Genomic DNA, 24474 nt, shown 5'->3' with positions numbered 1-24474 from the left:
GCGAACCGAACCAACCCAGCCGAACCAAACGGCGCGGCGCGGCAGCGGGGCGGCGGGGCGGGGCGGCGACGCAGAGCCGCAGGGCGGGACGCCGCGGGGCGCGAATCGGGGTGGCAACGGCGTGGGCGTCGGGGCGCGCCGAGGGCCCGGCGGAGCAAAGGGCCCCGCCCCCGGGCGTGGAACGGCACCCGGCCACCGCGGGGGGCGGTGGTCGGGTGCCGGATCAGGGGACGAGGTGACGCGCGGGGGAGCCCCGGGTGTCCGGGTGCGCGTCGCCGGATCGGGTCAGGAGGCCGCCGCGGAGAACGCCACGAGGCCGTTGCGCCAGAGCTGGTTCACCCGCGAGCGTTCCGCGGCGTTCGGGTTCGCGTTGGTGCAGGAGGTGCCGGGGCCGCCGCCGGACATCAGTTCGCTGCACGGACCCGAGTAGTGGTCCGGCAGACCGAGCACGTGTCCGGTCTCGTGGGCGGTGACCCGGGTCGAGTTGTACTGCTGGTTCTGCCGGTAGTCGAGGAAGATGTAGCCGTTGCCGTGGCCGTCGGTGCTCGCGTACGAACCCCGCGAGTCGTTGCCCTCGTAGTACCGGAAGTCGGGGTTGCTGCCCTCCTGGAGGCGGACGTTGGTGACCGAGCTGTTCCAGATCTGCGTGGAGCGGGCGATCTGGGTGCGGAAGCTGGGTGCGTTCGCGGTGCTGTACACGACCGTGACCGCCGCCGCCGAGTTCGGCGCCGCGGCACGCTTGGCCGCCACGGACTTCATCACCGCGTCGAGGAAGGCCTGGTTCTGCGCCTGGTCCTCCTGGGCGGAGGTGTAGTGCGCGGAGGCGCGGAGGGGGGCCGCGACTCCGTCGGTGCCGGCCGCCGCGGCGGGCGCGGCGATCAGTCCGGCGGCGAGGCCGAGGCCGAGCATGGCGGTGACGATGGTCTTACGGGGATTCCGGGGACGCACTGGGGACATGGGGGGCTCCTTGGGTGCCGAAGACCTGTTCGGTGCGCAACGAGTCTCACGGGAGCCCGGTCCGGCCCGGATGATGACAATCGGCGATAGCACGGTCGTATCACCACCCGTTCCCGCACCGTCACCGCGCATTCACGCATCGTGTTACACAAGATTCACGCCTCCCCGCCGATCCCGCGCGCACAGGTGTCTGGTACGACCTCGGTGGTGCGTCCTATCCTCCGCATCATGGAGCTCGAGGTGAGGCACCTCCGCGCACTGTGTGCCATCGGCGACACCGGCAGCCTGCACGCCGCGGCCCGGTTGCTCGGCATGACCCAGCCGTCCTTGACCGCACAGCTCAGACGAATCGAAAACGCTCTGGGCGCACCGTTGTTCGTCCGCGACCGGACCGGCAGCCGACCCACTCCACTGGGGCTCACGATGCTGCATCGGGCCCGCCCCATCATGGCCGAGATGAGCGCGCTGGTCATCGACACCCAGGCCGAGGCGGTCCGAACCGCCGGTCCGCACCTACGGATCGGCGGCACCGCGAACCGGGTGATCGCCGACTGGTTGCGCCGGCTGCGGCTGCGACTGCCCACCACGGACACCTATTTGCGGGTGGACGTGTCCGCGAGCACGCTGCTCGGGATGGTCGCCGCCGGCCAGCTCGACGTCGCGTTCGTGCACGAGGTCGAGGGCTTCCCGCTGCGCGTGCCGGACGGTGTGCGACGCCGCGTCCTGGTCGAGCGGGAACCGCAGTTCATCGCGATGTCCCCGGACCATCCGGCCGTCGCCGAGTCCGAGGTCAAGCTCGCCGAGCTGGCCGACGACCAGTGGATGGTCGACCCGAGCGTGGACGGCGAATGGGAGGGCCTGCGCGAGGTGTTGACCGACGCCGGCATCAACCCCCGCATCCTGCACGGTGATTACCTCACCGCGGCGTCCCTGGTCGCGATCGGCGAGGTGGTCACCCCGTGCCAGCCCACGTCGCGGCCCCGGCCGGACATGGCGGTGCGACCGCTGGCGGGCGATCCGCTCGCGGTCCGGCTGTTCCTGGCCTTCCGCACCGAGAACGGTCCCGCCCCGGCCCTGATCGACACCGTCTATCACGAGTTGGAGGCCGCCTACCGCGAGGCCGCGTGGCTCGCGGTGGCCTATCGACAACGGCTGCTGCGCGAGGACAGCCCGATCCTGCGCTACGACGCGTAGGACCGATCGCCGCGCCGCGAGCGCGGCCGCCCGGCCCAAAGGCGCTCGCACGGCCGGCCACACGGCCACTCGCGCCGGTGCCGATCCGGGCTCGCCTCGGCGCGGGTGAAATGATGGCTCGCACTACCGGTTCGACCACACTGTGAGCCGGTGCGTCCGGACCGTGAACAGTAAGGAACCTTCATGACGACCCCCGACGCCGCCGGCCCTGCCCTGGTCCCGGCCTCCGTGCGCGCGGACGCCGGCGCCACCCTCGCGCGGGAAGCGGCGCGCTTCGCCGGGCTCGGCTGGATGCGCGGCACCTCCGGGAACCTGTCCGTGGTGCTCTCGCGCGAGCCGCTGCGGATCGCGGTCACCGCTTCGGGCCTGGACAAGGGCGAGTTGACGCCGGACGACCTGGTCGTGGTGGACGCGGCCGGCGTACCGGTCCCGGAGGAGGCGAGCACGCCGCCGCGTCGGCCGTCCGCCGAGGCCGCGCTGCACGCCCGGGTCGTCGCGCTCACCGGCGCGAACGCGGTCTTCCACGTGCACACCGTGTCCGCCGTGCGCGCGGGTCGGCGCTGGCCGGCCGGAATCGAGTTGCGCGACCTGGAGATGCTCAAGGGCATCGGCCGCTCCGCGCACGACGAGACGGTCACCATCCCGGTGATCGCCAACAGCCAGGACATGACCGAACTCGGCGACCGGCTCGAGGCCACGCTGGTCCCGGGCGTGCCGGCCGTCGTGGTCGCCTCGCACGGGATGTACGTCTGGGGCGCGGACCCGATCCAGGCTCGGCACCACGCCGAGATCGTCGAATGGCTCCTCGAATACCGCGTCGCCGAGGGCTGAGCCCGACCCGCGGCGCCCGCACGCCCATCGGCCCACAGGCCCACAGGCCCGCAGGCCCACAACGCGCGGGGGCGGGACCACGATGCACTCGTGGCCCCGCCCCCGCGCGCCGTGGGTCAGTACTCGCGTACGCCCGTCTCGTCGACGATCGCGCTGATCAGCCGGGCCGGAGTGACGTCGAAGGCCGGGTTGAACGCGCGCGAGCCGGCCGGGGCGACCCGGACGCCGGCCACCTCCAGCACCTCGGACTCGGGGCGCTCCTCGATGGTGATCTCGTCGCCGTGCGCGGTCGCTGCGTCGAACGTGGTCAGCGGCGCCGCGACCACGAACGGGATGCCCGCGTCGGCGCAGGCCAGCGCGACGCCGACCGAGCCGATCTTGTTCGCGGTGTCGCCGTTGGCGGCGATCCGGTCCGCGCCGATCACCGCGACGTCCGCCAGACCGCGCAGGATGGTGCTCGCCGCCGCGCCGTCCGGCTGGACCAGGTGCGCGATGCCCTCCTGGTCCAACTCCCAGGCGGTCAACCGCGATCCCTGGAGCAGCGGGCGCGTCTCGTCGACGTAGACCAGCTCCAGGACGCCGCGCGCGTGCAGTTCGCGGATGATCCCCAGCGCGGTCCCCCAACCGGCGGTGGCCAGCGAGCCGGTGTTGCAGTGGGTCAGTACGCGCAGCGGCCGGCGCTCGACCCGGGACAGGATCCAGTCCGCGCCGTGCCGGCCGATCGCGTGGTTGGCCTCGACGTCCTCGCGGACCACCGCCTCCGCCTCGGCGAGCACCGCGTCCACACCCTTGGCCGCGAACGGCAACACCCGGTCCACGCCGCCGGCCAGGTTGACCGCGGTGGGCCGGGCGTCCCGGATCCGGGTGACCTCGGCGGCCAGTCGGTCCGCGTCCCAACCCTCGCGTGCGGCCTGCAGCATGGCCACCGCGACGCCGAACGCGCCGGCCGCGCCCAGTGCCGGCGCGCCGCGCACCGCGAGCCTGTGGATCGCGTCGATCAGCGCGTCCACGTCGGTGATGTCCAGGTGCACGATCCGCTGCGGCAACGCGGTCTGGTCGAGCAGGCGCAGGCCGGTGCCGTGCCAGGCGAGCGAGCGTATCTCGGAGGCCATCGGGGGTCCTTTCCGGGCGGGTGGTCGAGCGCCGGGCGCGGGCGGCGGCCGCACGGGCGGGCGAGGGCACCGGCCCGCCGGCACGCCGCGGGTGGGAGCGAGCGCGTGCCTCGGCACTACGGATGCTACGTGGCCGGCGGGCTCGGTCCCGACTCCCGCCCGGCATCCGGGACGGCCGCGTATCGGTCCGGTAACCGAATGTTCACATCGTGGACAATCTGTCCACATTCTGAACAAGAGCGAGAAGTGCCTGGTGAGGGTGCTAACCTCCCCCGAAACCAGTCGGATGTGATGATCACATCGAGACCCGGACTGGTGTGATCGGAAGGGAGCAGGCTGTGGCCGAAACGTGGCGTCATGACGTACGTATCGAGTGCCGCGGCCGCTCCATGGCGTGTGACAGTCCGCCGCTTCCGCTCGACAAGCGCGGTGTGCGCGGCGTCTGTATCCGCCGCACCGGCCGCTGTTGTCGGCGCCTGTACTGATCGATCGCCCACCGAACGATCACCCCACCGCCGATCGACACACGCGAACACATCGCCCCCGAAGGGTCGCGGCGCCGTCCGCGCCGAGACCCGCGGGACCGCGAGGTTCCCGTCCCCGAACCGCCGATTCCGCACCGCCCCGCCGGGGTCGACACTCCTCTCAAGGACGCTCATGTACCGCATCACCTCGCGCCACCGCCTGACCGTGGCCGCACTCGTCGTCGGCACCGCGCTGGCCGCCACCGCGTGCAACGCCTCCGCCGACAAGGACAAGTCCCCGGCCGCAGGCGGCACGGGCGGCGACTCGGCGAAGAACGTCGTGCTGGTGACGCCCGAACCGATCGGCGTCAACGACTTCCTCAAGCTCGCCGCCACCGGCGCGCAGAACGCGGCCCGCAAGGCCGGCGGCAGCGCGACCGTCCTGGAGAGCAAGGACACCAGCGCGATCCAGCAGAACGTCGAGGCCGCGGTCCGCCAGAAGCCCGCCGTCGTGGTCGCCGTCGGCTTCGAGTTCGCCGATGTGCTGGCCCAGCAGGCCGAGGCCAACCCCAAGCAGCAGTTCCTGTTCGTCGACTCGTGCACCACCAAGCCGTACCCGAACATCACCTGCGCGACCTTCCGCGAGCACGAGGGCACCTTCCTCGCGGGCGCCGAGGCGGGCCTGTTGACCAAGAGCGGCAAGGTCGGCGCGGTGGTCGCGCTGGACAGCCCGCAGATCCGCCGCTTCTCCGACCCGTTCGGCGCCGGCGCCAAGCAGACCAACCCGGCGAGCGCCTTCACCCAGTTGTTCGTCGGCGGCCAGAAGCCGTTCAACGACCCGGCCCGGGCCAGCGAGCAGACCGCGTCGCTCAAGGCCAAGGACGTCGACCAGGTCATGGGCGCCGCCTCCGCCGCGGGCAACCTGGGCGTGTTCAACGCGGCCAAGGCGGCCGGTGTCCAGGCGTACGGCGTCGACGTCAACCAGTGCTCCGCGGCGCCGGGCACGGTCGTGGACAACGTGATCAAGCGCACCGACGTCGCGGTCGCGCAGGGCGTCGAGCAGATCGTCGGCGGCAAGCCCGGCGGCGTCACCTCGTACGGCCTCAAGGAGGGCGGCATCACGCTCACCGGCATGGAGCCCGGCCTGGAGACCTCGCAGTGCCTGATCGCCCAGCACCCGGACGTGCTCAAGACCGTGCTGGGCCTGCGCGACCAGATCGTCGCGGGCACGATCACCGTGGCCGACCCGGCCGCCGCCAAGTAGTCGCCGAGCAGTCGCGGACTGCCCGCGGTTCGCCGGTGTCGGGTCCACCGACCCGACACCGGCGGCCACCCCGCCAGGCCTCGCCCCCTTCCCACCGGAGAGACGCCCGATGAACGATCAGCACGCCGCCGCCCCCGGTGCCATCGCCGAGGTCGAGATGCGCGGCATCGTCCGGCGTTTCCCGGGCGTGCTGGCCAACGACCGGGTCGACCTGCGGGTCGAACGCGGCGAGATCCACGCGGTCATGGGCGAGAACGGCGCGGGCAAGTCGACCCTGATGTCGATCCTGTACGGCCTGCAACGACCGGACGCCGGCCACATCCTGCTGCGCGGCACCGAGCACTCGTTCGGCTCGCCCGTGCAGGCCATCGCGGCCGGACTGGGCATGGTCCACCAGGGCTTCAAGCTCTTCCCCTCGCTGACCGTCACGGAGAACGTGGTCTACGGCGGCGAACCCACCCGGCGCGGCCTGGTCGACCGCGCCGCGGCGCGCGCCCGGGTCGCCGCACTGGTCGAGACACACGGCCTGCGCGTCCCGCCCGACGCGCGCGTCGCGGACCTGCCGGTCGGCGTCCAGCAGCGGGTGGAGATCCTCAAGCTGCTCTACCGCGACGCGCGGGTGCTGATCCTGGACGAGCCCACCGCCGTGCTGACCCCGGCCGAGGCGGACCGGCTGCTCGAGGTGATCCGCGGACTGGCCCGCTCCGGGCGCACCGTCCTGCTGGTCACCCACAAGCTGGGCGAGGTGATGGCGGTCAGCGACCGGGTCACCGTGCTGCGCGACGGCCGGGTCACCGCCCGGCTCGCCACCGCCGAGACCACCCCGGCCGAGATCGCGCTGGCGATGACCGGCCGCCGGATCGACCTGGACCGCACCCACCCGGCCGGCGCCCCCGCCGCGGAGGTGCTCGAGGTACGGGGCCTGACCGTCTCCGCCGGACGCGGCGCCAAGCCGCTGGTCGAGGACGTGTCGCTGACCGTGCGCGCGGGCGAGATCGTCGGCATCGCGGGCGTGGCCGGCAACGGACAGAGCGAACTGGTCGAGGCGCTGGCCGGGTTGCGCCCGAGCGGCGCGGGCCGAGTGCTCGTGGCGGGCCACGACGTCGGCGACGCCTCGGTGCGGCACCGGCGCCGCGCGGGCCTGGCCTATGTGCCCGAGGACCGGGCCACGGTCGGCGCCGCGCGCGACGCCTCGCTGGCCGACAACCTCGCGATGGGCTTCCACCGCGGCCCGCCGCTGGCCGGCCGCGGCGGCTTCCTGCGGCGTACCGCGATCCGCGAGCACGCCGCGCGCGTGATCGAGCGCTTCGGGGTCAAGGCCGCCTCCTCCTCGGTCACCATCGGCACGCTGTCCGGCGGCAACCAGCAAAAGGCCATCCTCGGCCGGGAGATCACCCACGACGCGCCGCTGCTCCTGGTCGAGCAGCCCACCCGCGGCGTGGACATCGGCTCGATCGAGAACATCCACGCGCGGTTGATCGAGTATCGCGACGCCGGCCACGGCATCCTGCTCGTCTCCGCCGAGTTGAGCGAGATCCTCGCGCTCTCGGACCGCGTCCTGGTCATGTACGAGGGCCGGATCGTCGCCGAACTGCCGCGCGCCGAGGCCGACGTGCGCACGATCGGCCTGGCCATGGCGGGCGGCACCGCCACCCGCACGAGTACCGACGCCGCGACGGACGCCGAGGCCGAGGCCGACAGCGACGGCCGGCAGGCCGGCGCACCGACCACCGCCCACCAGGCCTGACGGGTTATCAGATATGACTGCCAGCAAGGCCGGTACGGCCACCGAGCACCCATCCGGTCCGATCGCGCATCTGGCGCTGCGCGTGCGCGGCGTGGTGTTCTCCCCGGTCACCGTGTCCATCGTGGCCGCGCTGATCCTGGGCGCGATCATCCTGGCCGGCACCGGAGCCGACCCGCTGACCGCGTACGGCTCGGTGCTCACCGGGGCGTTCGGCTCCGAGGGCATCGGCGACACGCTCGGCGAGTGCATCCCCATCGTCGGCATGGCGCTGGCGCTGGCCATCCCGCTGCGCGCGGGCCTGGTCAACCTCGGCGGCGACGGCCAACTCGTGCTGGGTGGCCTGGCCGCCGCCTCGGTCGGCCTGTACTCGCCCTTCCCCGACGTGATCACCGTGATCCTGGCGCTGCTCGCGGGCGTGCTCGCGGGCGGTCTGTGGGCCGCGCTCGCCGCCGTCCTGGAGACCCGGTGCGGCGTGCCGCTGCTGGTCTCCAGCCTGCTGCTGAGCTACCCGGCGATGTCGTTCGTGTCCTACATGGTGCGCTTCCCGCTGCTCCAGAAGGGCTCCGGCATCCCGCAGACCGACCGGCTGCCGGAGGGCGTCAAGCTGCCCGAGTTCGCCGCCGGATCCGGCGCGGGTACCGGGGTCAGCGTCGGCATCGTGCTGATCGTGCTGGCCGCGGTGGTCTACTTCGTGGTCGACCACCGCACCGCCGCCGGCTACGAGGTGCGGATGACCGGCCTGGGCGCGCGCTTCGCCGGCTACGCCGGGGTGGACCGCTCCCGGCTGACCCTGCGGCTGATGTTCGCCTCCGGGTCGCTGGCCGGCCTGGTCGGCGCGATCGCCGTGCTCGGTTTCCCGTACCGCCTGGTCGACGGCGCGCTGATCACGCCGGGCTACACCTGGACCGGCCTGCTCGCCGCGCTGCTCGCCGCCGCGTCCCCGCTGGGCACGGTGGCCGCCGGCTTCTTCTTCGCCGCGCTGACCATCGGCGGCTTCGGCATGGAGCAGGAGACCGCGGTGCCGCAGCAGCTCACCGCCGTACTCCAGGCCGTGGTGATCCTGTTCCTCGCGGTGCGCGGCGGCGTCTTCCGCAAGGGCGGTTGGTTGCGCCGGCTCGGCCGAGGACCCGACGCCGAGGCCCATCCACCACCGCCCGATGCCAAGCCCGGTTCGATCGACGCCGGCGTACTCGAGACCGGCGTCGCCGGGCCGCTCGCTCCCGCGCGCGGCGACGGAGGTAACTGACCATGTCCTTCGACGCGGAACTGATCTTCTCCGCCCTGCGCGCGCTCACCCCGATCCTGTTCGCCGCCCTCGGCGGCGCGCTGTGCGAACGCGCCGGGGTGTTCAACGTGTCCCTGGAAGGCACCATGCTGATCGGCTGCTTCGCGGCCGTCACCGGTAGCTGGTTCGGCGGCAGCGTGTGGGTGGGCGTGATCTCGGCGGTGCTCGCCGCGATGGTCTTCTCGCTGCTGCTCGCGATCGGCGCGGTCACCCTGGGCGCGGACGCGGTCGTGTTGTGCATCGCGCTGAACCTGCTCGCCGTCGGCCTGACCGGCTTCCTGCTGCGCACGATCTTCGGCAAGCAGGGCACCTTCGGCGACCCCGACCTCAAGGGCCTGCAACCGGTGGACATCCCCGGCCTCGAGTCGGTGCCCTTCCTGGGCCGCGCGCTGTCCGGCCACTCGCCGCTGGTGTACCTGTCCTGGGTCGCGGTCGTGGTGATCGCCGTGCTGCTGTCCCGGCACCCGTGGGGCGTACGGCTGCGCGGCGTCGGCGAGGCGCCGGAGGCCGCCCAGTCGCTGGGCGTCGGCGTCGCGCGCTACCGCTACGCGGCGATCCTGACCTCGGGCGCGCTGTGCGGGCTCGCCGGCGCGCAGCTCGCGCTGGGCAACGTGACCCTGTTCTCCGAGAACATGACCGCCGGCCGCGGCTGGATCGCGGTGGTCGCGGTGATGCTCGGTCGTGCGCTTCCGGTCGGCGTCCTGCTCGCCGGCATCCTGTTCGGTCTGGTCGAGGCGGTCGGTTTCCGGCTCCAGGGCGAGGGCATGCCGCAGCAGGCCGCCGATGCCGCGCCGTACGTGATGACGCTGGTCGCGCTGTTCCTGGCCACCCGCTCGCGCACCAGGCGCGGTACCGCGCCGCCCGGCCGGCTCACCGGCCGCATCCCCCGTCCCCGCCGCCTCGCCCGCACCACCTCGGAGCCGTCCACATGAGCAGCACCACTCGTCCGGCCGTACTGCCGATCACCAAGATCCCCAGCAGCGGCCTGCCCGCCCACGCGCTGGTCGTCGGCGACCCCGCCCGCGCCGCACTGGTCGCCGAGCGACTGGACGACGCGCGGCAGATCGGCGCCAACCGCGAATACGTCAGCTATGTGGGCGGTTGGCGCGGCGTACCGGTCGTGGTGTCCTCGCACGGCGTGGGCGGTCCGGGCGCGGTGTGCCTGTTCGGCGAACTGGCCGAGGCCGGCGTACGCACCTTCATCCGGCTCGGCACGGCGGGCGCGATGGCGCGCGGCGTGGGCGACGGCGACCTGGTGGTGGCCACCGGCGCGGTCCGCGACGACGGCGTGACCCAGCAGTTGGTGCCGGCCGAGTTCCCGGCCTTCTCCACCCCCGAGGTGGTCCTCGCGCTGCACGGCGCGGCCCGCGAGCACGGCGCGCCGCACCACCGGGGCGTCGTGTGGACCCGGGCCGCGTTCATGCCGGGGGTGCTCGAACTGCCGATGAAGCCGTACCAGGCGGCCGGCGTGCTGGCCATCGAGATGGAACTGTCCGCGCTGCTCGTGTTCGCCGCGCTGGGCGGACACCGGGCCGGCGGCGTGCTGGTCGTGGACGGCATCGCCGCCGACGACCTGGTCGACGAGTCCGGCAGCTCGACCTACGACCCGCACCGCCGGGTGGTCGCCGAGGGCGTCGAGCGCGGTGTCGTGGTGGCGCTGGACGCGCTGTACCGACTGGCCCTGGACGAGGCGGGCGAGGCGGCGGACCGGGCGTGACCGACCTGCTCGTCACCGGCGGAGCGGTGCTCACCGCAGACGCCGCCGACACGTACATACCCGACGGCGCGGTGGCGATCGAGGCCGGCCGGATCGTCGCGGTGGGCACCGCGAGCGAGCTGGGCGCCCGGTATCGCGCCGCGCCGACCCTGGACGCGCGCGGCTGTCTGGTGTTGCCCGGGATGGTCAACGCGCACGCGCATTCGGCGATGACCCTGTTCCGGGGCCGGGCCGACGACGTCGACCTCCAGGTGTTCCTGGAGCGGTTGGTGGCCGCCGAGAGCGCGGTGCTGACCGCCGAGGTGGTGCGGGTCGCGGTCCGGCTGGCGCTGGCCGAGTCGATCCGGGCGGGGGTGACCACCGCGATGGACATGTACTGGTTCCCCGAGGCGGGGCTCGCGGCCGCCGCCGAGGCGGGCTTTCGGCTGGTCACCGGGCCGACCTTCATGGACGTGCCCGGGCCGCCGGACGGTCTCGACTTCGCCGCGCGCCTGCGGCTCGCGCCCGCGTTGCTGGCACGCTCGACCACCCGCTGCGTGACTCCGCACAGCGCCTACACCCTGGCCCCGGAGCAGTTGCTCGCGGTGGCCGAACTGGCCCGCGAGCACGACGCGCTGCTGCACATCCACGCCGCCGAGAACGCGGTCGAGGTGGCGAACGTGCGCGCGCGGTACGGCCGCCGCCCGGTGGAGCTCCTGCACGACCTCGGGCTGCTCCGCCCGGGCACGCTGCTCGCGCACGCGGTCTGCCTCACCGACGAGGAGATCGCGCTGATCGCGGCGTCCGGCGCGGGCGTCGCGCACTGCCCGGTGTCCAATCTCAAGCTCGCCTCCGGGGTGGCCCGGCTGCCCGAACTGCTGGCCGCCGGCGTGCCGGTGGGCCTGGGCACCGACGGCGCGGTCAGCGCCAACGCGCTCGACCTGTTCGGCCCGATCCGCGCGGCCGCGACGCTGCACCGGGTCACCCCGGGCGCCTCGCCCGATCCGACCCTGATCGGGGCGCGCACCTCGGTACGGATGGCCACCGTCGACGGCGCCCGGGCGATCGGGATCGGCGCGCTGACCGGGTCGATCGAGGCCGGCAAGGCGGCCGACCTGGTCGTCCTGGACCTGAACCGGCCGCACCTGACGCCCCGACACGACCCGTGGTCGATGCTCGCCTACGCCGCCGGGCCCGCCGACGTACGCGACACCGTGATCGACGGCCGGATCGTCATGCGCGATCGTCGACTGCTTACGATCGACGAGGGCGCGGCGATCGAGGAGCTGAACGCGCTCGCCGCCACGCTGCCGAACCCGTCCGGTCGACCGAATCGGGATCCCGAGATGAACGACACCACACCGAAGCGAGCATCGGAGGTCGCGCCATGAGTTCCACCACGCGCGGCTTCGTCGGCCGGCACACCGCCGCCGAACGCGACCCCAGGCTGCCGCCGGGTCAGTACGACGCACGCCACGACTTCCCCGTGCTCTCCGCCGAGGTCACCCCCGAACTGGCGCCGGGCGACTGGTCGTTCCGGATCGACGGACTGGTCGAGCGGCCGCGCGCCTGGAGTTGGGAGCAGGCCCGCGCGCTGCCCCGGGAGAGCTACGACGGCCCGATCCACTGCGTCACGTCCTGGTCCAGGCTGAGCACCGACTTCACCGGGGTCTCGCTGGACACGTTCCTGGCCGAGGCCGGTCCCCTGGCGACGGCCACCCACGCGGTGGCCTACTCGCACACGGGCTACACCACCAACCTCACGCTCGCCGACCTGACCGGCGGCCGGGCCTGGATCGCGTTCGACTTCGAGGGCGCCCCGCTGACCCCGGCACACGGCGGGCCGGCCCGGCTGCTGGTGCCGCACCTGTACTTCTGGAAGAGCGTCAAGTGGATCGCGGGCCTGCGCCTGCTCGACCACGACGAGCCGGGCTTCTGGGAGGTCAACGGCTATCATCACCGCGGCGACCCGTGGGCGGAGGAAAGGTACTCGGGTGACTGAGACGACCGCGGTGACCGCGGCGGGCGGGGCGAACGGGCCCGGCGCGCCGCCGATTCCGGCCTTCGCCGCGCCCGGTCGGGCCGCGCCGAGTCTGCGCGGAAAGGTGGACTGGCAGGCCGCGACGGTGGTCGAGGTGCGCCGCGAGACGCCCAACGCGGTCACCGTACGCCTCGCGCTGCCGGTGTGGAACGCGCATGTCGCGGGCCAGCACTACATGTTGCGGCTCACCGCCGCCGACGGGTACACCGCGCAGCGCCACTACTCGGTCGGCTCGGCGCCCGACGACGCGGGGCACATCGAGTTCACCGTCGACCGCATGCCGGGCGGCGAGGTGTCCGGCTTCGTGCACGACGTGGCCCGGCCCGGGGACCTGCTGGAGGTACGCGGTCCGCTCGGCGGCTTCTTCGCGTGGGCGGGGGATCGACCGGCGTTGCTCGTGGCCGGCGGTTCCGGCCTGGTCCCGCTGATGGCCATGGTCCGGCACCGCCGGCGGCGCGCGCTCGCCGTGCCGCTGCGCCTGGTGGCGTGTGCGCGCACCCCGGAAGACCTGTTGTACGCCCGCGAGTTGGCCGCGCTGCCGGGCGAGGAGCACACCGTGCTTTACAGCCGCGCGGCGCCGAGCGGGTATCCGCATCCGGTGGGCCGGCTGCGCGCGGATTCGCTCGCGCCGCACGTGGCGGCGGTGCTCGCGGACGAGCGCTACGAGGTGTTCGTGTGCGGATCGACCGGCTTCGCCGAGCACGCGGGCCGGTTGCTCACCTCGGCGGGCGTGCCGACCTCGCGCATCCGGGTGGAGCGCTTCGGCTGAGCGCGGCCGGTGGTACGAACCGCCGTACCACCGGCCGCTTTGGGTCTTCGCGTGCGTTGGGTCACCGGCCGCGTTTCGTCACCGGGCGCGTTCGTCACCGGCTCACGCGGGTGCGGGCTCAGACCTCGCGCAGGATCGGCCGGTCGCCGGTCAGGTCCAGGCGCGCGAACGTCGCCGTCTCCGGGTGGTCGCCGACGCCTCGGTCGTAGTACGGCTCGTCCGCGTCGGGACGGCGTACGCCGATCGTCCACCAACCCGCCTCGCGCGCCGCGTCCAGCTCCTCGACCAGGTCGGACAGGAAGACCAGCCGCTCCGGTCGCGGCTCGCCGATCATCGCCGCGATCGTGCGGTACGACTCGGCCACCCGCTTGGGGCCCGCGTTCTCGGTGTCGAAGTGACCGGAGAACAGCGGCAGTAGCGAACCCTCGGGCGAACTGCCGAACCACGCGCGCTGCGCGGCGACCGAACCGGACGAGAAGATGTACAGCCGGTGCCCCGCCGCGTGCCACGCGCGCAGCGCCGGGATGGCGTCCGGGTAGAAGTGCGAGGTCAGTTCGCCGGACGCGAAGCCCTCGGCCCAGATCAGGCCCTGGAGGGACTTGAGCGGGGTGACCTTCTCGTCCCGGTCCAGCCAGCCTTCGAGCGCTTCGACGATGCGCTTGGTGTCCGCGTCCGGCTCGCCGATCAGCGCCCGCACGCCCTCGGCCGCGCGCACGACGTCCGGGTGGTCGCCGTGTTCGTCGAGCCAACGCGCGAAGTGCACGCGGGAGTACGGGTAGAGCTGCTCGGTGATGAAGCCGGTGGCACTGGTGGTGCCCTCGATGTCGACGACGACCGTCAGCGGGGTGGTGGTGGTTTTGTCGCTCACGCCGCGTACCCCGCCCAGATCTCGTCGAAGTCCGGGAAGCGGGAGGAGATCGGGTCGCCGGTGAAGTCGCCGATCCAGCCGTCCTCGTCGTGGAAGAACCGGATCGCGGCGACCGAGGGCTCGACGCCCATGTCGAACCAGTGGGTGATGCCCTTGGGCACCGAGAGCAGGTCGCCCGCCTCGCACAGCACGGCGTGCACCCGACCGGCGATGTGCAGGTAGAAGATGCCCGCGCCCTCGACGAAGAAGCGCACCTCGTCGTCGTCGTGCGTGTGCTCGGTGAGGAACTTGGCACGCGCCCCGGCGGCCTTGGCCGGCCACTCCGGGTCGTCCGAGGGCTGGAGGCGGATCACGTCGACCTGGATGTAGCCCTCGGCGGCGGTGATCCGGTCCACCTCGGTCCGGTACGCCGCGATCACCTCGTCCTGCGTCGCGCCGTCGGGCAGCGCGACATCGGCCGTCCAGCGCTCGAAGCGCACGCCGATCGGCTCCAGGGCACGCGCGATCTCGGCCGGGTCAGAGGTACGCAGGATCTGCGCGGCGGCGTCGGTCTCGGGCCAGACGGTCAGCAAGGACATGGCGTCCCTCCTTGGCAACTGAATCGGGGCGGACTCCCCGAGCGATCGGTCCTCGTTCGCGACCGGTCGCGGAGGCGATCGTGGACCGATCCCAAAACTACCGTCTCGGCCCGTTCCGACCGAGAGCGCGATCACCCTCCGAGACGGCGGCGCCGGCGCCGGCGCCGCCGCCGGCCGTCACGTCCGAATAACGAACGCGATCGCTCGCCGACCGCGTCGAGCACGCCCGCCACCTCGGGTATCCGGCAAGTCGGACACCAGTCGTTATCGATTCGTGATAATCGACCTCCGAGGCCACAGGGCGATCACGAAACGGGCGTTCAAGTTTGCCCGGATCGTTGTCGCCCGCTTCCGGATCGGCCTAGGGTCGCCACTTCGCACCACCGGGTCCCGACCGCTACCGGGCGCCGACTCCCGACCGCTGTGCGGCGTCTGCGCCGCGGCGGCTCTCGGAAGTCGAGGCTCGACACCTTCGGTCGACAGCCGCGGCGGGGCGTGACCTGTCCCCTGCGGAAGGAGCTGACCGCGTTTGCGTGCCGCCGATGCGAGACCCCGACCCGGCCACGGAATATCCCGGCGCGGCCTGCTGCGCGGCGTCGGCGCCGTCGGCCTGGCGGTGGCCGCGGCCGGCGGCGCCGCCGCGACCACCGGCTGCAGCCGGGTGGACCTCAACGACGAACCGGACGGCGGCACGTTGCTGCACCGACTGCGCGAGCGCGGTTCGGTACGCATCGGCTTCGCCAACGAGGCGCCCTACAGCTTCCTCGACAAGGACGCCGAACTCACGGGCGAGGCGGCCGAGTTGGCCAAGGCGGTCTTCGATCGCCTGGGTGTGCGCCGGATCGAGCCGGTGCCCTCCGACTTCGGTGCGCTGATCCCGGGTCTGCGTGCGGGCCTGTTCGACATCGTCGGTGCCGGCATGTCCATCACTCCCGCGCGGTGCACGCAAGTGTTGTTCACCGACCCCGAGTTCGACGCCGCCGAGGCCTTCCTGGTACCGAAGGGCAACCCGCGACGGCTGGCCACCATGGCCGATGTGGCCGCGAACTCGAACGTGCGGCTGGGCGTCCTGCTCGGCGCGGTCGAGGCGGACGTGGCCGATCGAAGCGGCGTACCCGGCGCCCGGATCACCCGGTTCGCCGACCAGCCGAGCGCGTTCGACGGGATGATCGGCGGTCGGGTGGACGCGGTCGCGCTCACCTCGATCTCGCTGAACTGGGGCCTGCGCCAACGGGCGCACGCCGACCTGGAGGTCACCGCTCCGTATCGGCCGGTCGTCGACGGCCGGCCGATCACGGCGGCCGCCGGCGCGTTCGCGGTGACGCCGGATCAGACGGACTTCGTCGCGGCCTTCAACCGGGAACTGCACACGCTTCGGGACAGCGGCGAACTACTGCGCATCCAAAGGCCGTTCGGCTTCACCGAGGCCGATGTGCCGGCCCCGGAGCTGACCGCGCCGCGGGTGTGTGCGGCATGAGCGACGGCGACCGCGCCGACGCGCGCAGGCCACCCGCCCGTCCCCGAATGGAGGCCGCCGGATGACGTCCGGGCAACTCGAACTGTTGCTCCACGGTGCGCTGAACACCGTCTACCTCACCTTGGGTGGCGGGGCGCTCGGCCTGGCCCTGGCGCTGGCCGCCGGGCTGGCCCGATGCAGCGAGCATCGGCTGCCCCGGTGGATCGGGTCCTGCTACGTGGAGATCTTCCGCGGCCTGCCGACCCTGGTGCTGGCCTTCTGGTTCGTCTTCGCGGTCCCGGCCCTGGGTTGGCAGTTGAACCCGATGTGGGCCGGCATGCTGGCGCTCGGCCTGAACATCGGCGCGTACGCCGCCGAGGTGGTGCGCGGCGCGATCCAGGCGGTGCCGGCCGCGCAGATCGAGGCCGCGATCGCCCTCAACTTCACCCGCGCCCAGCGGATCCGCCGGGTGCTGCTGCCCCAGGCCTACCGGGCCATGCTGCCGCCGCTGGGCAACAACCTGATCGAGTTGCTCAAGATGTCCGCCGTGGTGTCGATCGTGTCGATCCCGGACCTGACCTTCAACGCCCAACTCATCCGGATGTCCTCGGGGGAGACCACCCTGGTGTTCACCGGCCTGCTGTTCGGCTACGCGCTGATCGCCCTGGTACTGATCACGCTGATCCGCGCACTGGAACGCCGCGCCGTGCGCTCGCTCGGCCGAACACCGGAACCGGGACCGCTGCAACGGCTGCTGCGGCGCGCGGAGGTGGTCCGATGAGTTGGGATTGGGACTACGCGTGGGACATCGTCCCGGACCTGTGGTCCGGCATGCTGGTCGCGCTCCAGGCCACGCTGTACGGCTACGTGTTGGCGCTCGTACTGGGCCTGGTGTTCGCGCTGTTGCGGCGCAGCCCCACCCGTTGGGTGTCCGTGCCGGTCGCGCTGATCTGCGAACTGATCCGCTGCACCCCGCTGTTGGTGCAGTTGTTCTTCATGTTCTACGTGCTGCCCACGATCGGGATCGACTGGGCGCCGCTGACCGTCGGCGCGTTGACCCTGGGCATCCACTACGCGACCTACGTGTCCGAGGTCTACCGCGCGGGCATCGAGGGCGTGCCGGTCGGCCAGTGGGAGGCGGCCGTCGCACTCCACCTGCCGCGCCGGCGGGTGTGGACGTCGGTGATCCTGCCGCAGGCGGTACCGCGGGTGTTGCCCGCGTTGGGCAACTACCTGCTCTCGATGTTCAAGGACACGCCGCAGTTGATCGCGATCACCGTGGTGGAGGTGTTCTCCACCGCCCGGGAACTCAACGCGGAGACCTTCCGCACACTGGAGCCGTTCACCGTCGCCGGCGTCTTCTATCTCGTCGTCACGCTGGTGATGTCCGCGCTGTTGCGGCTGGTCGAGCGGCGGTTCGGGCGGGTGCGCTCGACCTGACGCCCTCGCGCACGCACGGACCGCCCGGCTCGACGTTGGAGGAACACACGATGACCCAGACCCAGACCCCGCCGACGCCCTCCGCGGACCCGGTACCGCCCACCGACCTGATCACCTTCGACCGGGTCGGCAAGCGCTTCGGCGACAACGTGGTGCTCGACGACCTGTCGTTCGGCGTGCGCGCCGGCGAGCGGGTCACCCTGATCGGGCCCAGCGGTTCCGGCAAGACCACCATCCTGCGCATGCTGATGACGCTGGCCCGGCCGGACACCGGCGTGATCGAGGTGGGCGGCGAACCGCTGTTCCACGAACGGCGCGAAGGTGCACTGGTGCCCGCCTCGGAGCGGCACATCCGGGCCATGCGCGGGCGGATCACCATGGTCTTCCAACAGTTCAACCTGTTCCCGAACATGCGGGTGCTGCGCAACGTCACCGAGGCGCCGATCCGGGTACACGGCGTCCCGAAGGAGGAGGCCGAGGCCCGCGCCGCCGACCTGCTCGAACTGGTCGGCCTGCGAGACAAGTTGTCCGCCTACCCGGCTCAACTCTCCGGCGGCCAGCAGCAACGGGTGGCGATCGCAAGGGCGTTGGCGGTCGAACCGGACATCCTCCTGCTCGACGAGGTCACCTCCGCACTCGACCCCGAACTCGCCGCCGAGGTCCTGGACGTCCTGCGCGAGGTCGCCCACACCACCGACGTCACCATGCTGTGCGTCACCCACGCGATGCGCTTCGCCCGCGACGTCTCCGACCGAGTCCTGATGTTCTGCAACGGCCGAATCATCGAATCGGGACATCCGGAATCCCTCCTCGCCGCCCCCACCCACCCCCGCACCCAACGCTTCCTCAAATCAATCCTCACCGAATCCTGACCCCCCGCCCCAAGACCCGCCCGAGCGCAAAACCACGATCGGGCAACACCACAACGGGGCGCGGCGGCGAGCAGCGGGCGAGCGTAACCCATCCAGCCCGTCCGGCGCTTGAGGACAACAAGCACACGAACGCCCAAACAAACCACAGCAAAGCCCCGAAAATCCGCCCAACCAATCCAGCCAGTCCGGCGCATGAGGACAACAAACACACGAACGCCCAAACAAACCGCAACGAACCCCCGAAAGCCCACCCACCCAATCCAGCCCGTCCGGCGTTCGAGGACAACCACGCCGGATGCCACGTGTGCATCGGACCCAACCACCCCCGGGCCTACGGCAAGAAGCCCCCCGCGCGCGCCGCAACCACCGCTTCGACGCGGTTGTGCGCCCCCAACTTCCGCATCGCCGACCGCAGGTAACTCTTCACCGTCTCCGGCCCCAGCACCAGCACCCGCGCCACCTCCGCGTTGGTCCGCCCCACCGCGACCAGGGCCAGCACATCCGTCTCACGAGGCGTCAGCCGTACTCCCCGCGCCGGTCCGCCGGAGGCACTCGCGGCCGTCCGCGCCAGCCTCCCGCACACCTCCCGCAACCGCTCCCCCAGCCCCGGATCGCTCGCGGCCCCCGCCAGCGCCAGCAGATCGGCGTGCGCCAACCGGATCTCCAACGCCGCCCACCCCGGCAACTCGGCCGCCCGCGCCATGCGTTGCTCGACCTCGCGGGCCACCGCGATCTCGTGCCCGGCATCCCGCGCCGCATCGCAGGCCGAGGTCAGAATCCCGTCCCCGAAGTCGGACGGCCGCCGCAGCGCCCCGTACAGCACCGCGGCCACCCCGCGCCCCGCGAGCACCGGCACCGCGAACACCGCGCGCACCCCCTCCGTGGTGACCGCCCGGTCGTACTCGTGGCTGATCGCCGACGCCGCGACGTAGTCGACCACCCGGACCGGCCGCCGCGTGGTGATCGCCTTGCCGCCCACCCCGGTCCCCGCCACCACCGTCAGTCCCGACAACACGCGCGTCGAGGTCCCGCTCAGATACGAGATCACCAGCCGATCCCCCGCATCGGGACACGGCCCGGCGAACGCGACGTCCACCCCGGTCCGCGCCCGAAACCGCTCGACGGCCCGACCCACCGGATCACCGACCGACCCCGCGTATCCGCTCATGGCTCCTCCATATATCCCGCCACGGACGCCCCACCCGACCTCGGCGACCCACCACCGAATGCCCCACATCCACGCCCACGCAAGGGCAACGTACTCCCGCCCCCACCCCCACATCACCCCCATTCGGGGGTACTCCGCTCGCCGCCCCCACCCCCTCCCACCTACCTTCGCGACAGCACCGCCCCACGCCCGCAACACCCCCGCACCACAGCGCCACCGCACCCCACACGACCGCACACCCACGCCGCACCACCACCGCACCCCCACAAGCACCCTCGCGCCCACGGCACGCACCCCCCGCATCCCGACCAGGCAGGTGACCCGCGATGACCGCTCCCGCGCCGCCCCCACCCCCGCAGTCCCCGGACGCCCCGCCGGCCCGGACCCCCCTCGCCACCCGCCAGGGCGAGCGCACGCCACCGCTCCCGCACGAGACCGTCGGCGCCAACCTGGCCCGGATCGCCGCCACGTACCCCGACCACGACGCCCTCGTCGAGTGCGCGAGCGGCCGGCGCTGGACGTACGCGGAGTTCGACGCGGCCGTCGACGACCTCGCCCGCGCGCTGATCGGCGTCGGGATCGAGGCCGGCGACCGGGTCGGCGTCTGGTCGCCCAACTGTGCCGAGTGGACCCTGGTGCAGTACGCCTCCGCCCGGGTCGGCGCGATCCTGGTCAACCTCAATCCGGCCTACCGTGCGCACGAGATCGAGTACGCGCTGGCCCAATCCGGCACCAGGCTGCTGGTCGCCGCGTCGCGCGTGAAGACCAGCGACTACCCGGCGATGGTCGCCGAGGTCCGCGCCGCCTGTCCCGACCTGGAACGCGTCGTACACATCGACACCCCGGACTGGCCGGCCCTGGTCGCCGAGGGCGCAGCCGTCTCGATCGACCGGTTGCGCGCCCGCGAGGCCACGCTGCGTCCCGAGGATCCGATCAACATCCAGTACACCTCGGGCACCACCGGCTTCCCCAAGGGCGCCACGCTCTCCCACCGCAACATCCTGGGCAACGGCTTCCTGGTCGCCGAGATCCAGGGCTGGACGGCCGACGACCGGGTGTGCCTGCCGGTGCCCTTCTATCACTGCTTCGGCATGGTGATGGGCAACCTGGGCGCGACCAGCCACGGTGCGTGCATGGTCGTCCCGGCGGCGCTGTTCGACCCGGCCGCCACACTGCGCGCCGTGCACGAGGAACGCTGCACGGTCCTGTACGGCGTGCCGACCATGTTCATCGCCGAACTCGCCCTGCCCGACTTCGAGGCGGGCAAGTACGACCTCTCCACGCTGCGCACCGGCGTGATGGCGGGCTCACCGTGCCCGGTCGAGGTGATGAGGCGGGTGATCGACCGGATGGGCATGACCGAGGTGACCATCTGTTACGGCATGACCGAGACCTCGCCGGTGTCCACCCAGACCCGCCGCGACGACTCGCTGGAGCGCCGCGTGGGCACGGTCGGCCGGGTGCACCCGCACCTGGAGATCAAGGTGGTCGACCCGAGCACCGGCGCGACCGTCCCCGAGGGCGCACCGGGCGAGTTCTGCACCCGGGGCTACTCGGTGATGCTCGGCTACTGGCAGGACCCCGACCGCACCGCCGAGGTGATCGACGCGGACGGTTGGATGCACACCGGCGACCTCGCGACGATGGACGCGGACGGCTACGTGTCGATCGTCGGCCGGATCAAGGACATGGTGATCCGAGGCGGCGAGAACGTGTACCCGCGCGAGATCGAGGAGTTCCTGTACGGCCACCCGGACATCGAGGACGTCCAGGTCGTCGGCGTGCCCGACGAACGCTTCGGCGAGGAACTCATGGCCTGGATCAAACTCCGCCCCGGCGCCCCCGACCTGACCGCGACCCACCTCCGCGAGTTCTGCGCCGGCCGCCTGGCCCACTACAAGATCCCGCGCTACGTACACCTCGTCGACGCCTTCCCGATGACGGTCACCGGCAAGATCCGCAAGGTGGAAATGCGCGAACGCTCCATCGAACTCCTCGACCGCGAACCCACCTGACCAAGACCGCCCCCAAGTCAGCCGATCGACCCCCCGCTCACATCGCCTCCCCCGCCGCGAACGTCGGCGCCAGTGCGCGGAGCAACCGTGTCCGCAGATCCGCGCCGGCCGACTCGGGGTATTCCATGCGGAACTCGCGCAGATCAACCTCGCGGGTGAACAGGTCCGCCGTGAACGGGTGGCCTCCGTGGCCGGGATCGGAGGCCACGAAGGTCGCCCGCAGCAAGGGCAACCCCGGCGACGTGTTCTCGGCGAGCAGGACCGCGTCGTAGAGGTCCTTGCCCTGCGGATGGATGTCGTCGATCAACCAGAGCAGCTTCCAGGCCAGGGACTGTTCCGGAGTGGCGCCGAGCAGTAGATGTGTCCCCCTCCCGTCCGATCGCGGGATCTCGGTCGGCTCGGGTGCACTGGGCAGGTGTTCACCGAACACGAAGTCCAACTGCACCGTTCCGGACGGCATGCCGTCCGCCCGCCACGGCAGCACCAGCCGCCGGCCCGGAACGCGGTCGTAGGTCCAGATCTCGTCGCTCAACGCGAGGGTCGCCACGACTCGCACGTCGGGTTCGCCGCCGGTGCCGGATATCCGTGCGGCGTGCCGCGCGATGTCGGCGAACATCCGGTCGGTCCGACCGTCCCGGGCGCCCCATCCGCTCGGCGTCACCACGAAGTCCAGGTCGCCCGGCTCGCGGGCGGCCGACCCGTACCACGCCTTCAGCAACACGCTGCCGCGCAGCACGAGATCGTCCACCCACCGAGAGTCGGCGACCGCCTCCAGTACATGGTCCATCGCCTGTCGGCGCGCCCGGTGCCAACGCGCCGCCGTCCCCGCGTCCTCGAATCGGGGTTCACCGGCACGCATCGCACGCGCGTAGTGCGTGAGCGCGGGGTCGAACACGGGACTCTGCGCGACACCGGCGCCGGGTACGACGACGAGCGAACGCGGGAGTTCCAGGTGCGCCCGGCCGGCCTCGCTCGGCGTGGCATGCGGCAGACGATCGGCCGCGGACCAGGGCCCGCGCGGGAATTCGGCCCAAGCCGCGTCGGTGTCCGAGGCGCGCCGGGCGTGCGAACCGGGCGAAGCGCGCGGGACGTCGACGGCGGACCGGCGAGGAGGTACGGAGGAGGCGGTCACGGTCCGATCATCGAACAGGTGGAAGGACATGGCGTTCGATTTTTCGACGGTCGTTCGATGTCGGCGAAACCCAGGGCAACGGGAATCGGCGCGAGGTGTGGTGTTTCGGGGGTGAGATTGTTACTGTCGGGTAACTTTCCCGGGCGAGGAGGACCGTATGGCCGGCGCATCGTCGTCCGCGCGCGCTTTGGTGGCGTTGCTCGGCGGAGCGGGCGTGGCCCACTTCGTGTACCCGAGGCCATTCGACGCGGTGGTGCCTCGAAGCCTGCCGGGCAGCCCACGGGCGTGGACCCGGGGAAGCGGCGTGGCCGAGTTCGCCCTGGCGGCGGCCGTGGCCGTGCCGCGCACGCGGCGGGCGGGCGCCCTGGCCGCGGCGGTGTTCTTCACCGCGGTCTTCCCGGCCAACGTCAAAATGGCCGTCGACTGGCGTACGCGGCCGGCCCCACAACGCGCCGCCGCCTTCGCCCGCCTGCCCCTCCAGGTCCCGCTGGTGTTGTGGGCGCTGCGCGTGCGGCGGGACGCGAGTCGGTCCTGAACTCGACGTCGGCGTCAGCCGGGGCCGCCCGCCGAGGCGCGCAACAGGGCGGCGCCCATCCGTACGGCGGACCAGTCGGTGTCGGCGCGTCGGGACATCGCGCGGCGCAACCACGTGGCACGGTCGAGTTGTTCGCGGCGTAGCGCGCGCGGGTCCACATCGACTCCGGCGGGTGGGCCGCTCGCCTCGAAGCCGGCGACGCGTTGCTCCATCGCGGCGAACAGCTCGCGGTCGAACGTGGTCACGGCGGCGATGAAGGCCTCGGTCGGGAAGGTGACCCGACCCGTCGGCGGGGCGGTGAAGGCGATCGGGTCCTCGTCGTCCGGATCGGCCGCGTGGGCCCAGGTGACGGTCATGGTGTCGGCATCGTCCGAGAGTGTGCGCCGGAACCGGATGTCCGGCGCGGCGCTCAAGTGGCCCATGCCCAAAGCGTGACCCGCGTGCCAGTACCGCGCGGCCTCGGCCTCCGGTGCCTCCGATGCCCTCGGGCGCCCAGCGTCGGGGATCGCGCCCGCCACGAAGTCGAGCAGGTCCGGCGGCACCGGCTCCAGCACCCGTGGCATCAGCTCGACCAGGTCCTCCCACAACCGCACCACGTGGTAGTCGACGTAGGCGTCGAGGCCGCCCGGCTCCCGGGGTTCCGCGCACCCGGCCGGCGGCGAGGACCGCGGACCCGGCGAGCGCTCCGCGTAGCGCAGCAGTTCATGCCCGCCCAGTTCGATCCAGTACCAACCGTCCGTCAGGATGAACCAGCCCAGCCGGGGCACGTCCTCGCCCCAGGGCCGGACATCGCACAGCGGACGCAACACGAACCGAAACCGCAACATCCGGGGAGTCTCCCAGTCCCTCGAAGCCCACCGACCACCCGACCACCGGGCGAACCCTCACGCCCACCGCCGAGCGAACACCACGTTCACCCCCCGGGGCGAACCCTCACGCCCACCGCCGAGCGAACACCGACGCTCGCCCCCGGACCAACCCTCGCCCCCACCCCCAGGCCGACCCTCACCCTCACCCCCGGGCGAACACCCGCCCACACCCCGGCCGAAC

Annotated in this window: 23 protein-coding genes; 16 read left to right on the top strand and 7 right to left on the bottom strand. The window is 72.3% G+C overall.

All coding sequences use genetic code 11. The annotated features are described in order from the left end of the window. Window positions 1-285: 285 nt before the first annotated feature. The gene (gene snpA, locus ACWCPW_RS43755) at window positions 286-957 is read right to left on the bottom strand and encodes a snapalysin (RefSeq protein ID WP_449767203.1); all 672 of its coding nucleotides are present in this window, start codon (window positions 955-957) and stop codon (window positions 286-288) included. Window positions 958-1185: 228 nt separating this feature from the next. Between snpA and ACWCPW_RS43750 the strand changes: the two genes are divergently transcribed. Continuing rightward, window positions 1186-2151, top strand: a complete 966-nt coding sequence (locus tag ACWCPW_RS43750; protein ID WP_449767202.1) for a LysR family transcriptional regulator — start codon at window positions 1186-1188, stop codon at window positions 2149-2151. 183 nt (window positions 2152-2334) lie between these two features. Next, entirely contained in the window at window positions 2335-2982 is a 648-nt protein-coding gene (mtnB, locus tag ACWCPW_RS43745) for a methylthioribulose 1-phosphate dehydratase (RefSeq protein ID WP_449767201.1), read from the top strand. 116 nt (window positions 2983-3098) lie between these two features. On the opposite strand, the gene mtnA is transcribed toward mtnB, so the two are convergent. Further along, window positions 3099-4094 carry an S-methyl-5-thioribose-1-phosphate isomerase gene (gene mtnA / locus ACWCPW_RS43740; RefSeq protein WP_449767200.1) on the bottom strand — a complete coding sequence of 332 codons (996 nt, stop codon included), beginning with the start codon at window positions 4092-4094 and terminating at the stop codon, window positions 3099-3101. 657 nt (window positions 4095-4751) lie between these two features. Between mtnA and ACWCPW_RS43735 the strand changes: the two genes are divergently transcribed. From ACWCPW_RS43735 to ACWCPW_RS43700, 8 genes are all read left to right on the top strand, one after another. Continuing rightward, window positions 4752-5822 carry a BMP family ABC transporter substrate-binding protein gene (locus tag ACWCPW_RS43735; RefSeq protein WP_449767199.1) on the top strand — a complete coding sequence of 357 codons (1071 nt, stop codon included), beginning with the start codon at window positions 4752-4754 and terminating at the stop codon, window positions 5820-5822. Between the two features lie 109 nt (window positions 5823-5931). Then, window positions 5932-7569, top strand: a complete 1638-nt coding sequence (locus ACWCPW_RS43730) for an ABC transporter ATP-binding protein (RefSeq protein ID WP_449767198.1) — start codon at window positions 5932-5934, stop codon at window positions 7567-7569. Window positions 7570-7582: 13 nt separating this feature from the next. After that, window positions 7583-8815: an ABC transporter permease gene (locus ACWCPW_RS43725; protein WP_449767197.1), complete on the top strand. Its 1233-nt coding sequence runs from the start codon at window positions 7583-7585 to the stop codon at window positions 8813-8815. 2 nt (window positions 8816-8817) lie between these two features. Further along, window positions 8818-9786, top strand: a complete 969-nt coding sequence (locus ACWCPW_RS43720) for an ABC transporter permease (protein WP_449767196.1) — start codon at window positions 8818-8820, stop codon at window positions 9784-9786. After that, window positions 9783-10571: a nucleoside phosphorylase gene (locus tag ACWCPW_RS43715; RefSeq protein ID WP_449767195.1), complete on the top strand. Its 789-nt coding sequence runs from the start codon at window positions 9783-9785 to the stop codon at window positions 10569-10571. The genes ACWCPW_RS43720 and ACWCPW_RS43715 overlap by 4 nt, the downstream gene beginning before the upstream one ends. Further along, window positions 10568-11941 carry an amidohydrolase family protein gene (locus ACWCPW_RS43710; protein WP_449767194.1) on the top strand — a complete coding sequence of 458 codons (1374 nt, stop codon included), beginning with the start codon at window positions 10568-10570 and terminating at the stop codon, window positions 11939-11941. The genes ACWCPW_RS43715 and ACWCPW_RS43710 overlap by 4 nt, the downstream gene beginning before the upstream one ends. Next, window positions 11938-12552 (top strand): sulfite oxidase-like oxidoreductase, encoded by a 615-nt coding sequence (locus ACWCPW_RS43705; RefSeq protein WP_449767193.1) that lies wholly within the window; start codon window positions 11938-11940, stop codon window positions 12550-12552. The genes ACWCPW_RS43710 and ACWCPW_RS43705 overlap by 4 nt, the downstream gene beginning before the upstream one ends. Further along, window positions 12545-13360, top strand: coding sequence for a ferredoxin reductase (locus tag ACWCPW_RS43700; protein WP_449767192.1), 816 nt, complete (start codon window positions 12545-12547; stop codon window positions 13358-13360). The genes ACWCPW_RS43705 and ACWCPW_RS43700 overlap by 8 nt, the downstream gene beginning before the upstream one ends. A 118-nt stretch (window positions 13361-13478) precedes the next feature. Here ACWCPW_RS43700 and mtnC read toward each other — a convergent pair whose 3' ends face one another. Beyond that, on the bottom strand, window positions 13479-14228 hold the full coding sequence (gene mtnC / locus ACWCPW_RS43695; protein WP_449767191.1) for an acireductone synthase: 750 nt from the start codon (window positions 14226-14228) through the stop codon (window positions 13479-13481). After that, entirely contained in the window at window positions 14225-14806 is a 582-nt protein-coding gene (locus ACWCPW_RS43690) for a 1,2-dihydroxy-3-keto-5-methylthiopentene dioxygenase (protein ID WP_449767190.1), read from the bottom strand. The genes mtnC and ACWCPW_RS43690 overlap by 4 nt, the downstream gene beginning before the upstream one ends. A gap of 529 nt (window positions 14807-15335) precedes the next feature. Here ACWCPW_RS43690 and ehuB point away from each other — a divergent pair. The 4 genes from ehuB to ehuA all read left to right on the top strand — a co-directional run bounded on the left by ehuB (window position 15336) and on the right by ehuA (window position 18574). Continuing rightward, window positions 15336-16283 carry an ectoine/hydroxyectoine ABC transporter substrate-binding protein EhuB gene (gene ehuB / locus ACWCPW_RS43685; protein ID WP_449767189.1) on the top strand — a complete coding sequence of 316 codons (948 nt, stop codon included), beginning with the start codon at window positions 15336-15338 and terminating at the stop codon, window positions 16281-16283. A 61-nt stretch (window positions 16284-16344) separates the two neighbouring features. After that, on the top strand, window positions 16345-17043 hold the full coding sequence (gene ehuC, locus ACWCPW_RS43680) for an ectoine/hydroxyectoine ABC transporter permease subunit EhuC (RefSeq protein ID WP_449767188.1): 699 nt from the start codon (window positions 16345-16347) through the stop codon (window positions 17041-17043). Further along, on the top strand, window positions 17040-17702 hold the full coding sequence (ehuD, locus tag ACWCPW_RS43675) for an ectoine/hydroxyectoine ABC transporter permease subunit EhuD (protein ID WP_406294498.1): 663 nt from the start codon (window positions 17040-17042) through the stop codon (window positions 17700-17702). Before ehuC ends, ehuD begins: the two co-directional genes overlap by 4 nt. 50 nt (window positions 17703-17752) lie before the next feature. Then, entirely contained in the window at window positions 17753-18574 is an 822-nt protein-coding gene (gene ehuA, locus ACWCPW_RS43670) for an ectoine/hydroxyectoine ABC transporter ATP-binding protein EhuA (protein WP_449767187.1), read from the top strand. A 331-nt stretch (window positions 18575-18905) separates the two neighbouring features. Here ehuA and ACWCPW_RS43665 read toward each other — a convergent pair whose 3' ends face one another. Then, complete coding sequence (locus ACWCPW_RS43665; RefSeq protein ID WP_449767186.1) at window positions 18906-19742, bottom strand: LuxR C-terminal-related transcriptional regulator; 837 nt, start codon at window positions 19740-19742, stop codon at window positions 18906-18908. Between the two features lie 326 nt (window positions 19743-20068). On the opposite strand from ACWCPW_RS43665, the gene ACWCPW_RS43660 reads away from it, so the two are divergent. Further along, window positions 20069-21757 (top strand): AMP-binding protein, encoded by a 1689-nt coding sequence (locus ACWCPW_RS43660; protein WP_449767185.1) that lies wholly within the window; start codon window positions 20069-20071, stop codon window positions 21755-21757. A gap of 37 nt (window positions 21758-21794) precedes the next feature. Here ACWCPW_RS43660 and ACWCPW_RS43655 read toward each other — a convergent pair whose 3' ends face one another. Continuing rightward, window positions 21795-22889 carry a nucleotidyl transferase AbiEii/AbiGii toxin family protein gene (locus ACWCPW_RS43655; protein WP_449767184.1) on the bottom strand — a complete coding sequence of 365 codons (1095 nt, stop codon included), beginning with the start codon at window positions 22887-22889 and terminating at the stop codon, window positions 21795-21797. Window positions 22890-23046: 157 nt separating this feature from the next. On the opposite strand from ACWCPW_RS43655, the gene ACWCPW_RS43650 reads away from it, so the two are divergent. After that, window positions 23047-23424, top strand: a complete 378-nt coding sequence (locus ACWCPW_RS43650; protein ID WP_449767183.1) for a DoxX family protein — start codon at window positions 23047-23049, stop codon at window positions 23422-23424. A gap of 14 nt (window positions 23425-23438) precedes the next feature. Here ACWCPW_RS43650 and ACWCPW_RS43645 read toward each other — a convergent pair whose 3' ends face one another. After that, window positions 23439-24251 (bottom strand): DUF5984 family protein, encoded by an 813-nt coding sequence (locus tag ACWCPW_RS43645; protein WP_449767182.1) that lies wholly within the window; start codon window positions 24249-24251, stop codon window positions 23439-23441. Between the last annotated feature and the right edge of the window lie 223 nt (window positions 24252-24474).

This window comes from Embleya sp. NPDC001921 (genome assembly GCF_053594475.1).
The sequence above is the reverse complement of the archived record's forward strand: the minus strand, read 5'-3'. Positions and strand labels throughout refer to the sequence as shown.

Bases quoted from the DNA above. Each gene is read 5' to 3' on its own strand.
- ACWCPW_RS43730 (WP_449767198.1), top strand. From the start codon at position 5,932: ATGAACGATCAGCACGCCGCCGCCCCCGGTGCCATCGCCGAGGTCGAG.
- ACWCPW_RS43645 (WP_449767182.1), bottom strand. From the start codon at position 24,251: ATGTTGCGGTTTCGGTTCGTGTTGCGTCCGCTGTGCGATGTCCGGCCC.
- mtnB (WP_449767201.1), top strand. From the start codon at position 2,335: ATGACGACCCCCGACGCCGCCGGCCCTGCCCTGGTCCCGGCCTCCGTG.
- ACWCPW_RS43725 (WP_449767197.1), top strand. From the start codon at position 7,583: ATGACTGCCAGCAAGGCCGGTACGGCCACCGAGCACCCATCCGGTCCG.
- ehuC (WP_449767188.1), top strand. From the start codon at position 16,345: ATGACGTCCGGGCAACTCGAACTGTTGCTCCACGGTGCGCTGAACACC.
- ACWCPW_RS43690 (WP_449767190.1), bottom strand. From the start codon at position 14,806: ATGTCCTTGCTGACCGTCTGGCCCGAGACCGACGCCGCCGCGCAGATC.
- ACWCPW_RS43715 (WP_449767195.1), top strand. From the start codon at position 9,783: ATGAGCAGCACCACTCGTCCGGCCGTACTGCCGATCACCAAGATCCCC.
- ACWCPW_RS43735 (WP_449767199.1), top strand. From the start codon at position 4,752: ATGTACCGCATCACCTCGCGCCACCGCCTGACCGTGGCCGCACTCGTC.
- ACWCPW_RS43750 (WP_449767202.1), top strand. From the start codon at position 1,186: ATGGAGCTCGAGGTGAGGCACCTCCGCGCACTGTGTGCCATCGGCGAC.
- ehuD (WP_406294498.1), top strand. From the start codon at position 17,040: ATGAGTTGGGATTGGGACTACGCGTGGGACATCGTCCCGGACCTGTGG.
- mtnA (WP_449767200.1), bottom strand. From the start codon at position 4,094: ATGGCCTCCGAGATACGCTCGCTCGCCTGGCACGGCACCGGCCTGCGC.
- ACWCPW_RS43660 (WP_449767185.1), top strand. From the start codon at position 20,069: ATGACCGCTCCCGCGCCGCCCCCACCCCCGCAGTCCCCGGACGCCCCG.
- ACWCPW_RS43665 (WP_449767186.1), bottom strand. From the start codon at position 19,742: ATGAGCGGATACGCGGGGTCGGTCGGTGATCCGGTGGGTCGGGCCGTC.
- ACWCPW_RS43650 (WP_449767183.1), top strand. From the start codon at position 23,047: ATGGCCGGCGCATCGTCGTCCGCGCGCGCTTTGGTGGCGTTGCTCGGC.
- ACWCPW_RS43705 (WP_449767193.1), top strand. From the start codon at position 11,938: ATGAGTTCCACCACGCGCGGCTTCGTCGGCCGGCACACCGCCGCCGAA.
- ehuA (WP_449767187.1), top strand. From the start codon at position 17,753: ATGACCCAGACCCAGACCCCGCCGACGCCCTCCGCGGACCCGGTACCG.
- ACWCPW_RS43720 (WP_449767196.1), top strand. From the start codon at position 8,818: ATGTCCTTCGACGCGGAACTGATCTTCTCCGCCCTGCGCGCGCTCACC.
- snpA (WP_449767203.1), bottom strand. From the start codon at position 957: ATGTCCCCAGTGCGTCCCCGGAATCCCCGTAAGACCATCGTCACCGCC.